This is a genomic window from Acetobacterium sp. (assembly GCF_036508315.1).
GTDB lineage: Bacteria > Bacillota > Clostridia > Eubacteriales > Eubacteriaceae > Acetobacterium.
On sequence record NZ_DATCHP010000068.1, the window covers coordinates 1 to 11,704 of the forward strand.

At 39.4% G+C, this 11,704-nt stretch carries 8 protein-coding genes; 1 reads left to right on the top strand and 7 read right to left on the bottom strand.

Annotation, left to right across the window (positions count from 1 at the left end; all coding sequences use genetic code 11):
* From VIK44_RS08660 to VIK44_RS08680, 5 genes are all read right to left on the bottom strand, one after another.
* The coding region (locus VIK44_RS08660) for an ABC transporter ATP-binding protein (protein ID WP_331553475.1) at positions 1-1,589 on the bottom strand (1,589 nt) is incomplete at its 3' end.
* A complete protein-coding gene (locus VIK44_RS08665; protein ID WP_331553476.1) occupies positions 1,586-3,325 on the bottom strand; it encodes an ABC transporter ATP-binding protein in 1,740 nt (579 codons plus the stop codon). The genes VIK44_RS08660 and VIK44_RS08665, both read right to left, overlap by 4 nt.
* A 6-nt stretch (positions 3,326-3,331) precedes the next feature.
* The gene (locus VIK44_RS08670; RefSeq protein ID WP_331553477.1) at positions 3,332-4,897 is read right to left on the bottom strand and encodes a GH3 auxin-responsive promoter family protein; all 1,566 of its coding nucleotides are present in this window, start codon (positions 4,895-4,897) and stop codon (positions 3,332-3,334) included.
* A 110-nt stretch (positions 4,898-5,007) separates the two neighbouring features.
* Complete coding sequence (locus VIK44_RS08675) at positions 5,008-6,717, bottom strand: GH3 auxin-responsive promoter family protein (protein WP_331553479.1); 1,710 nt, start codon at positions 6,715-6,717, stop codon at positions 5,008-5,010.
* Between the two features lie 11 nt (positions 6,718-6,728).
* Positions 6,729-7,031: an STAS domain-containing protein gene (locus VIK44_RS08680; RefSeq protein ID WP_331553480.1), complete on the bottom strand. Its 303-nt coding sequence runs from the start codon at positions 7,029-7,031 to the stop codon at positions 6,729-6,731.
* Between the two features lie 546 nt (positions 7,032-7,577).
* Between VIK44_RS08680 and VIK44_RS08685 the strand changes: the two genes are divergently transcribed.
* On the top strand, positions 7,578-9,875 hold the full coding sequence (locus VIK44_RS08685; RefSeq protein ID WP_331553481.1) for an Ig-like domain-containing protein: 2,298 nt from the start codon (positions 7,578-7,580) through the stop codon (positions 9,873-9,875).
* A gap of 85 nt (positions 9,876-9,960) precedes the next feature.
* Here VIK44_RS08685 and arsB read toward each other — a convergent pair whose 3' ends face one another.
* The gene (arsB, locus tag VIK44_RS08690; RefSeq protein WP_331553482.1) at positions 9,961-11,034 is read right to left on the bottom strand and encodes an ACR3 family arsenite efflux transporter; all 1,074 of its coding nucleotides are present in this window, start codon (positions 11,032-11,034) and stop codon (positions 9,961-9,963) included.
* A gap of 44 nt (positions 11,035-11,078) precedes the next feature.
* Positions 11,079-11,402 (bottom strand): metalloregulator ArsR/SmtB family transcription factor, encoded by a 324-nt coding sequence (locus VIK44_RS08695; protein ID WP_331553483.1) that lies wholly within the window; start codon positions 11,400-11,402, stop codon positions 11,079-11,081.
* Positions 11,403-11,704: the final 302 nt, after the last annotated feature.

Below are 11,704 nucleotides of genomic sequence, written 5' to 3' on the forward strand. Positions count from 1 at the left end.
ATTAATATTTCTGTTCGGGTATCAACCGAAGAGGTTGCTTCATCTAAAATCAATACCTTGGGATCTGCAATAATGGTTCTGGCGATGGCCAGCAATTGACACTCTCCTTCGGACAAGGTTGTAAAATCGCCGCCAATACGAGTTTCATAGCCTAATGGGAGCTTCCTGATGAATTCATCACACTGAGCTTTCTGCGCTGCCAATATGACTTCTGCCCGGGTCGCATCGCTTTTTCCGTATCCTATATTTTCTTCAATGGTTCCATCGAAAAGCCAGGTGTCCTGAAGCACCATGCCAAAGGCACTCCTTAAATTTTGCCGCATGAGATTTTTATTGTTTTTCCCTTCAATGAGTATGCTGCCGTGGTTAATCTCATAAAAACGCATGAGTAAATTAACCAGGGTTGTTTTTCCAGCGCCGCTTGGTCCTACCACTGCTAAAATTTCTCCTGGTTTGGCCTTTAAAGACACGTCATGAAACAATATTCGTTCTGGACTATATCCAAATTCCACATTTTTAAATTCAATGCTTCCTTTGGCATTGTCAACGTCTAAAATTTCGGTTGCAACATCTTCTTTTTCTTCTTCCCGATCCAGCAGTTCAAAAATTCTTTCTGCTGCTGCCGCTCCGGCCTGGATGAAATTTAAATTATTGGATATCAGGGCGATGGGACTCGCGATATTGTTCGCATAGATCAGAAACGCCTGAATCCCACCGATGGTCAGACTCCCTGTGATGACAAAAATACCGCCAATCACACATATACCAATATAGGCTAAATTATTGATTAATTTCATGAGCGGGGATGTAAGTCCGGAATAAAATCGTGAACTTAAATAGGATTTAAAAAATCGCTGATTGATATCATCGAATTTTTCCGCCGCTTTTGCTTCATTATTAAAAGATTTCACGATTAAATGTCCATCGTAAACTTCTTCGATGAGACCATTTAAGGAGCCTAATTCCTTTTGCTGTCTTCTGAATAAAACCTGGGTTTTTTTAGTAATTATTTTCATTACATAATAAGATAATGGAATGGCGATGAAAAAAATCAGACTCAATTGAATGTTTAAAACAAACATCATTACCAGGATTCCGATAATGGTTGTACCCTGAACAAGAATCTGCGTGACGTTACCCTGGAGCGCTCCCGCCAGGGTTGTTGCATCATTGGTGACTCTGGACAGAAGATCCCCTCTTTCACTTTGGTCAAGGACATTGAGGGTTAGTTTATTCAATTTTTTCTGGATATCTTCCCGCAATCGTTTGATCACCAGCTGTGAAAGATAGGTGGTTCTGATGGTGACATAATAGGCAAACCCGGCACTCAAAATATAAAGCCCTGCCAACAGAATTAATTGCTGCCCAATATAAATAAAATCGATAGTCGTTTTTTGCGTGATACTGTTGGCAATGCTATCCGTCACATCTTTCGTCACAATCGGAGCAAAAATCGTAAATACGGTGCTGGCAACCAAAGCAATGGCAATGAAAATGGCCACATGTTTTTTATCCTTAAGATAGTGTTGTAAACGCTTACCGACTGATGAAAAACTATACTTGTGTTTTGTTTTTTGCTGTGCTTTCATAGTGATTCCTCTCTCCCATCATTGTATGATTGGGATTTCAGAATTTCCTGATAAATGAAACAATTTTTAGCCAAATCCTCATGTTTTCCCTGCCCCACAATGGAACCATTATCTAAAACCAGAATACGATCGGCATTTTTAATGGTACTGATACGCTGGGCAACGATTAGAACTGTTTTATCTTCAAATTTTTCTTTGATCCCTTTTCTGACCAGGGAATCCGTTTTAAAATCCAGTGCCGAAAAGCAATCATCAAAAATAGTAATGGGGGCTTTTTTTACGGCAGCACGGGCAATACTAAGCCGTTGACGCTGTCCTCCGGAAAGGTCGCTTCCCCCTTGAGAAATCGTACTCATGATCTGGTTTTCTCTTTCATTGACAAAATCGGTGGCCTGGGCAAGATTCAGGGCTTCCATGACCTCGTCATTTGATGCATTCTCATTGCCTGTTTTCACATTATCACTAATGGTTCCACTGAATAAAATCGATTCCTGAGGAGAATACGCAATCACACTTCTTAAATCATGTTGGGTGCAATCTCTGATATCAATGCCGTCAATGGTAATTTTGCCTTCACTGACTTCATATAAACGCATAATCATGTTGACCAGGGTTGATTTTCCCGACCCGGTAGCTCCTACGATGGCTGTTATTTTTCCCGGTTCCGCCACAAAATTCAAATGATCCAGGACATTTATTTCTGCACCTTTGTATCCAAATGAAACATCATTAAATTCAATCCGACCTTTAATGTTTTTAAGGGCGACAGGATTCTTTGTATCTTTAATTGAAAAGTCGCTGTCCAGTACTTCTTTAATCCGGACTGCCGATACCGCTGCCTGGGGGTAAGCCATAAAAAGCACAGATACTAAACTTAGGGATGACATGAACAATAACACATATTGAATGAAAACCATTAACCCCCCAAGACTGACAATCTGTTGCTGAACTTCCTGGGAACCGAGCCATAAAATGAGAACCATGGTCAGATTCATCATTAATTGCATCAGGGGAGCAAAAAACGCCACCGCATAATTTGCTTTTAAAGCTGTATCCATTCCTTCCTGATTGGCTTGACCAAATTTCTCTGTTTCATAGTCCTGCCGGTTAAACGCACGAATTGTTCGAACCCCGGTTAATTTCTCTTTGATGAGCAGATTGAGTCGATCTACTTTTCGCTGCATAGTTTTAAACAAAGGCATACTTCTGGATGTTGTGATGACAATGATGCCGGTTGTTAAAGCAAATGACGCCAATAATACCAGGGTTAAGGTTACGTTTTCTCGAAAGGCCATAATCAGAGCCCCAATGCCGGTAATGGGAATGAGTAATAATGACCGCAGCCCGTTAATCACAACAAATTGTATTTGTGTGGCATCGGTAGTAGACCGCGTAAGAAGGGTAGCCGCACCAAAATGATTGAAATCTGTTTGGGAGAAGTTTTTCACTTTATCAAACACATCGGCCCGAAGACGGCTGGTAAAAGATGCCGTCACATAGGCCGAATAGTAACTGGATGCTACCATACAAACTGCTGCAACCAGTGAAACCCCGAGCATCAAGGCCCCGCTTTTTAAAATATAGGGTGTATCCCCTTTTGAAACCCCATTTTCAATGATATCACCCATCATGTTGGGAAGATACAACTGACAGGCGGCCTGGCTTAAAACAAAAACAAAGACCAGTATCATCTGGATTCGGTAGTCCTTTAAATACCGTATGAGTAAACTAACCATTCTTTATTACTCCTTATCTACTAATGCAAAGAAGAAATTCTCTTTAACCAGTGTGTCAATCACCCGTACAGGTTTTAACTGATTCCCGGAAATCCCCCGCATGATCATTAAATCTCGATACAATGCATAGGTTTCTTCTTGTACAAATGTTATGTCGGATGGGCTTAGCACTCCGCCTTTAATCTTTGATCCGATAGATGGGTTGGCAATATTCAATTTTTCTCCGATGATTTTTCGGTATTCATCGTGTTTGTCCTTAGCTATATGTTTCTCTGTTTCCATAATAATAACATATCGACCTGGTGATACAATCGTATCTGCATAGACACTGTAGTCCACCAGTTCGCATTTCACTTCTTTTGCAAATTCTCTGACTGACCAGGAGATGCATTCTTCAGTGGTTTTTTCTCCGGCGATGCTTACCATCTGATTTAATCGATAGACAAACTGTATTTTAGGACATTTTTGATACCATCCCACAACACGAACCACATCTTTAATCCGATATCGGTAAAACCCTGAGGTGTTTGTGATAACAATTTCATAATCCTTCCCTGTTTCAAGCTGATCCAATGTGAGTGTTTCATTTGACTCTTCATCCTGATCCACTGGAATAAACTCGTAAAACGCACTATCAGGGATTAAAACAAATTCCTGAGATTCCATACCATTGCAAATGGCCATGATGGACTCCGATGCCGCATAAACGCTGAAATAAATGGGAATGTCCCCAAGATAGTGTCGCATTTTATCGGTGTAGACTGAAAATCCACCGCTTCCAATGGCATGAACAAAAGCAAATTCAGGCCAGATCCTTTTAATTATTGGATTGGAAAATCCTTTTTTGAATTCCGCTCTTAATTCTGCTGCTCTTTTTGGGTCTGGCTTAATTCTAGCTAATAATTGTGCTCTTACATCTTCGGGTATTTTTATTTCAGGGTTAATGGTTCCATGCTCTATATCATCAACAATCATTTCCCAATTCATTTCCAGATATTTCATGAGATCTGAAACACCCGTCATAAAAGCCGAAACAATAAAAGAAAGCGATTTATCCATCAACGCGAACCTCAGATGGACATACTTCGATTCCATTATTTCTGCGGGAAACACCACTTCTTTAGGCGATGTAAACATCAGAAATAATAAATTCTTAATGCTGTATACCCCTCTTCCTGAAATTGAACCGGCAAAAAGTCCATTGGGAAGGTTTTCAAATTTAACTTCCATCAAGTTTAATCCCCGGCCTTTTTTCCACTTTTTCCCAAGCGCACGACTGATAACAGCAAAACTGAACTGGCTTCCATATTCACTATAAAGCTTAACCGTGTCTGCTGATACGGGAATTTTTTTAGGATTATCAACACTTCCCGAAGTCAGTGCATAGTGAATAATCGGGTCATTGGTGATGAGACCTTTTTCGCCTTCAATCATCCGTTCAATATAAGAAGCATAATCGTCATAGATTGAAAACGGAACATTTTTTTTGTATTCTTCAATGGTCGTGATTTCATCAAAGTGATATTTCTTTCCATACTCTGTGCTGGCATTTTTTGTTATCAAATCCAGCATTAATTACTTGTTAATCTCCGGGGCATTTTTCGTTAATTCATCAAATATTTTTATTTTCTGATATCCCTTTTTAACATTAAGAGAATAGACAAGTTTTGGAATTATTTTAATCATGAATTTTCTTCCTTTATCCAATTGATTATATTTTCTTTTTCCGGATAGTTATCTACCATTATTTTCAGCTTTGTCTGATTTACATTTTTTCCGGCCATAATGGAACGTGTAAATAAGGAATCTCGATACCCTTGCTTCATAATGATGATCTCCAGGGGTGCAAATTGTTTTAACCGGCGATTCTCTTGATAAACGCTGTTCTCTGACCTTAAACGGTTTTCCAATGCTGTTCTAAATAACTCCCCTGAAATTTCCCGGGAAAGGAGTTCAATAATAAACACCAGCTTTTTTTCTTTTTTATCTGTGAGCATCTGAACAAAACGAATTTCCTCATTTTGTTCCTCAGTTATCTTCTGAATCACTGCATCCATTTCGTATGCCATCAGTTCCAGATTATCCAGTTGCAGGCGTTCCGAGGATTTTGAAATGAACACAATCCTCGGGGACTGGTCTTCCATTTCTTCAACATATACAATATCTTTCATGTTATAACGGTATAATCCTGAATAGGAAGTAATAATGAGTTCATAATACTCTCCCTGTTTTAATTCATGGGCTTGAAGAGTATTTTCATTTCCCTGCGGCAAAAATTCAAAGAAGTATCCGAACAAAGCTAAAAACCCGGCTGGATCATTGGGTTTTGTGGGAATATTAAATTTTCCTTCACTGGCGCCGTAACCCCATTCTAAAAATTTTACCCACTCCGGCAAACGCATCTTTATGTCTTTAACGATTCTTTGTGCACTTGCTGACATCCAGCAGGAGACCACTGAAAAGTTGGGCCAAATGCTTGGAATATCCAGTTGATGATGTTTTTCGAAAATTTCTCTCAGTTCCTGAGCGCGTTGGGGATCCGGTTTGAGCCGATGGTTTAAGCTTTCTCTTAAACCATCGGGAATTAAAACCGTTGAACTGATTTGCCCACAATTAATATCTTCCAACAAATCATCTTTAAACGTATTCATTTTATTAAGAAGAATATTAAAATGGGCGATATTACTGCATACTACCGCCGCTAACTGCTTTTCTTTAAGGGTAAATAAAATGGTCAGATAATCGGTGGCTTCATTGCTGAGATTCTTTGCTCCCATTAATTCTATTGGTAAAACCATTTTTTTTTGCATCTCTCCGGGCATATCTTTAGCTGCCTGCCCGGAAGCGGATCCGATGGGAATATTTCCTTGTGTTTTATCGTACTCGTTGGGATTTGTAATCGCTAATATTTTTTTATCCGGAGCAAGAATCTCCGGTGCTAAGGATAACAGTAAAAGGGTACGTATCTCGGAGACGATGGCTTTGACCAATTCACCGTTTTTGCTTTCGGGAATTAACTTTGGAATACCTGACGATCCGCTTGTTGCAATAAAGCTGGCAGTTTTACCCTCAAACAGTACATCTGACGCCCCCATTTTAAGGTCATCAATACTGGATTCATAATCACAGTATTGAGATATTGGCACCTTCTTTTGAAATTCGGCAATGGTTTTCATTTCTGAAAAACCCATTGCCTTACCAAATTCACTTTTTTCCGCATGTTTTAAAATATCCTGAAGCACAACCTTTTGGGTGACTTCAGGATTTTTTTTCATGAAATGGAAGAACTTAATTAATTGCTGCGGGGGCATTTCTTTTAAAATTTCCGGAATGCTTTTTTCATTTTCTCCATTTAATATGTTGAAGTCCTTTTGTGCGAAAATTCTTTCCATATCCAGCCCCTTTATATGATTGTTAAAATTTCGGAAAAACCAGTCATCGTAAATACTTCCTGTATTTCTGGCTTCACATGTTCAATAACCATTTTTCCTTTTAAAGCATTGGCTTTTTTTTGCATCAAAAGCAAAACTCTCAGCCCGGCACTACTGACAAAATCCAGTTTTTCAAAATTTAAGATGATATGAAAGTTTTCTTTGTTGTAATACGCTTCTAATTCTTTTTCCATCTCTGGGGCGGTATTTGTATCTAAACGACCTTCCAAATCAATCACAAGCGTTTCATTTTCTTTTTTTATTTCTATTTTCATTTTTTTCCTCTTTCTCTTAATTTTCCATTGGACAGCCAATGTTTCTTTGTATTCTCAGACTTAAATATGGATTGTTGCAGAAAAATTATTGAACTATTTTGACTCCCTTTTTCAAAAACAGTTAATGGATTAATGCGTTTATCTGTAGCAAAACAGGAAAAAAAAAAGCCCACTGTTTTGATACGTATAATGGAAATAATCAGCATTTTTATTTATAATATCATAGTAATTTCTTCAACGCAATAGTTTAAAATTCGGCATTTTTAAATCAGCAGATGACTTTAAAGCGCTGCTATTATTTTTCTAAATCCATATTCCGATAATGAAAAACAAAAAGCTATTTTTTCTCAACCTCCGGGTATAAAAAATCAATAAAATGACACTGGCTACCAATCAAATGGATATAATAATATAACCTTTGAGATTTAAAACTTTATTTTACAATTTGTTTACATTGTATTTACATTTTCAACTAATTGTGATACAATTTTTACACCTGATTTAAATCAAAAAAGACCACAAAATAAAGAAATGGAAAAGGAAATCATGCAAAAAAAATCAATTATTGCCATTATATTAATCATTCTTATTCTTATTACCGCTATTTTATTTTTCCGAGGCAGTGGCCAACAATCGAATGAAATGAAAACCTATAACGCGGCTGGTACCTACAACGAAAAAGCAACCTATCAGAATGGGAAAATTACTGTTGCCGGTGTAACCATCGAAAATACCACCTTCACTGGAAACGTCCTTGTTGACGAAGCTGTTGGCGAAGGTGCTGTCCATTTTACCAATTGTGATGTTAAAGGCGAGGTCCTGATCAAAGGTGGTGGGGATACCATTTATTTTGATGGCGGATCTTACCAGCGCATCTCCGTTGAGAAAAAAGGCGTAAAGATTGTTTTACTCGGAGATGCTAAAATTGAAACACTGGATGCCAAGGAAGCCTGTATCATTGTTGCTGATGGTAATAGTCAGATTAAAAATATGATCGTTGAAGAAACGGCTGGTCGAACATCAATCACCTCTCAGGATAAGGGGATCATTGAAAATATCCTGGCGAAAGGTCCCGCTGACATTGTTCTTAACACCCCTGCAAAAACAGTTTCCTTTGGTCCGGATGCCGTTGGGTCAACTCTGATCACCAACGCGGTTGTGGATAAGGTACAAACCGAAGCGAAGGTCGATTTAACCTTTAATGCAGATGTCGGAGCATTGCTTATCACTGGTTCAGCAGCAGGGAGCACTGTTACTCTCGGGAATAATGCCACCATTAAAGCCATGGCTACCGATACCAAAGTGGAAATTAGCGGTGAAGGCAGTGTCACCAGTGTTACCACCAATAATGAAGCAAATATTACCGGATCGGTTATTCCCGGTGTTATCACCATTACCCCAAAACCCGTGGTACTCGATCCCACGGGAGGGTATATGGTCTCCACGGCAACCGCTAAAACCGCTAAAACAACAATTTTAGATAACACCGATGCTTTCTGGTCTTCCGAACAGAATTCGGTTGACAATTTTAACGATACCATGACTGTGGAACCACTGAGCAATTCAGTAATTCCTGCTGAAAATACACCAATTTCACCGCTACCCGGGGAACCACTGAGCAATCCGGTAATTCCTGCTGAAAGCGCCCCAATTCCACCCCTGCCTTTAGTACCGGCACTGCCTGGTACCATTGAGGTATCTCAGATATTGGTTGATCCCGTTAAAGCTGATCTGCTGATGGGAACTACCCTGGCTTTAAAAGCAACGGTTCTTCCTGAAAATGCCACGAATAAAAACATTACCTGGGAATCGACCGATACGAAAATCGCAACGGTTGACAATGGTTTAGTAACCCCTGTTTCAAATGGCGATGTGACCATTCGAGCCAGATCTGTTAATGGCCTTACCATTGGATCCTGTAAGATAACGGTGATGACCAATATCACTGCGGTCACCATGATCGATACGTTGGATGCCATCAATAATAACATTGCAAAAACCATTGCTTATAATGCCGATTATAACCTTCCAATCATTGTGATTGCCCAGGGTTTCGGTACCGAAACCCTGCCTTGTTCTGTTAACTGGAACCCAATATCCGCTGATACTAAAAAGGTCGGTGAAACCACTTATATCGGAACATTAACCATGCCGGGGGGCTATGTCAATAACGATTCGATAAAGCCTGAGATTAAGTTAACGGTCAAACCTCAACCGGTGATTACGGTGACATCAACGATGACTTCCCAACGTATCTATCTTAATGGTGATCCTGGTTCACTGAAGGTTGATGCAACGGTTACCGAAGGAAAAACACTGAGTTACCAATGGTCTCAAAAAACAAAGGATTCCCTTGGACATGATATCACTGCCAATATTCCCGGAGCCACTGGTTCAACCTATGATCCACCGGTATCTACCACTGCCGGTACCACTTACTATTATTGTGATATTGCAGCTGAAAATGCAGTCCCAGTGGCGGTATTCCCGGGTACGGTTGTCACCGGTGCCAATGAGGCTATTCCAACCGCTCTTGCGGAATTACCAAAAATAGACACTCAACCCCTGGGTGCCGGCAATATCGCTCCATCATCACCTGTCTCCCTTTCGGTCACAGCAAGCGTATTAAATGGAGGGACCCTTACCTACCAGTGGTTTGAAAACAAAAGCGAAGTAAATGCTGATGGGTTAGCCATTGCCGGGGCAAATGGTCCGAAACTCGACACCAGTGCCAAAGCTGACCTGGGCACCACCTATTATTATGTGGAAATCACAAATACACAAGCCGGTTTTTCGCCGGTAACGTCAGTGAGTCTACCCGTTTCTGTTACCGTTGTTCCCTAAATGAACTTCAAAAAATAAAGGAGTTGCCATCCGATTTACAATCGGATGACAACTCCTTTTCTTTTATCTTTTTGTTTGTAAGTGTCTAACCTTTTTTGGGTAATCCATTCTCATCGAAATACCTGCGTCTAAATAAGAGCGCTGTATTTACCAGCCCGATCATCACCGGCACTTCTACCAACGGACCTATTACTGCAGTAAAAGCAACATCAGAGGCAATCCCAAATACTGCTACAGAAACTGCAATGGCTAGCTCAAAATTGTTGCTGGCTGCCGTAAAAGCCAATGTTACTGTCTGATCATACCTGAAACCCCGGCGATAGGAAATATAAAAACTGGCAAAAAACATAATTGCAAAATATATTAAAAGGGGTATTGCAATTCTTATCACATCCAACGGATTGTTTATAATCTGTTCTCCTTTTGTGATAAACATGATAACGATTGTGTACAGCAGAGCGATTAATGCCAGTGGTGAAATTTTAGGAATAAATACAGTGTCATACCATTCTTTTGTTTTAACCCTTATTAATACAAACCGGGTGATAAAACCTGCTGCAAAAGGAATCCCCAGATATATCAACACACTCTTGGCGACGTCCGACATTGATATGTTGACAACCTGCCCACCCCAGGAAAGCCCCAGCCATTGTGGAATGAGTGTTACAAACAGATAAATGTATGCCGCATATAAAAGTATTTGAAAAATAGAGTTAAGTGCTACCAGAGCAGCTGCATATTCGCAGTCTCCTTTGGCAAGATTATTCCAGACAATAACCATGGCAATACATCGTGCCAGACCGATGATAATCAGTCCAATGGCAAATTCAGGCTTATCCCCAAGAAATATCAGTGCTAGTACAAACATTAAAATTGGCCCGACAACCCAGTTTTGAATAAGCGAAAAACTGAAAACTTTTTTATTCTCTGTTACTTTCCCTATTTCTTCATACTTTACCTTTGCCAGCGGCGGATACATCATAACAATCAGACCAATCGCAATCGGCCAGGATATGGTACCAGTGCTGAGTCCCCCCAGTGATTCTGCAAGGCCGGGAAATAAATAACCTGCCAAAATGCCAACTGCCATGGCAATAAATATCCATAATGTTAAAAACCTGTCTAAAAATGATAACTTCGGTTTTTCTATATTTTCCATTTCAATCCCTTTCTACTTGTTTAATTATTCGTTAATTTGTGAAATTAGATATGAAAATCTTTTTCGCATTTTTTGCAAATGCAATCTTCCTTTTCCCTTGTGATGCCAGTTAAAAAGGCCAGCACTTCATTTGTTTTGTCTTTATTAAGCGTATATCTCATCCATGCACCATCACGAGTAGCATTGACCAGGCCGCTTTTAGACAAAATTTTCATATGATAGCTGAGCGTGGATTGTGATAGTTTGAATTCGTCCAATATATCACATGCACACATTTCTCCACAGGATAACATATCAATAATCTTTAATCGTGTTTCATCTGATATTGCCTTAAATGCCGGAACATAATCAGCATATGATTGATTCATAAGATCACCTCCTTATATATCATAGGCAATTGCGAAATTACCGTGAGCTTCGCTGCCTGTTTACATGAAACAATTTTTCCACTATACGTCGTACAGTTCGTTGAACTGTACGCCTATACGTTACAAAATTGTTTATGAAAACTGGCATCAAAACAATTTACGGTTGTGTTATGAATTTTCCAATTACTTATCTATATGCATCAATGTTATCGATATGATTCATAAATCATATCAGCCATATCGATGTTTGTCAATATAATTATTGCGTTATTTGATTAAGATCGAAACCTCATCAATACTTA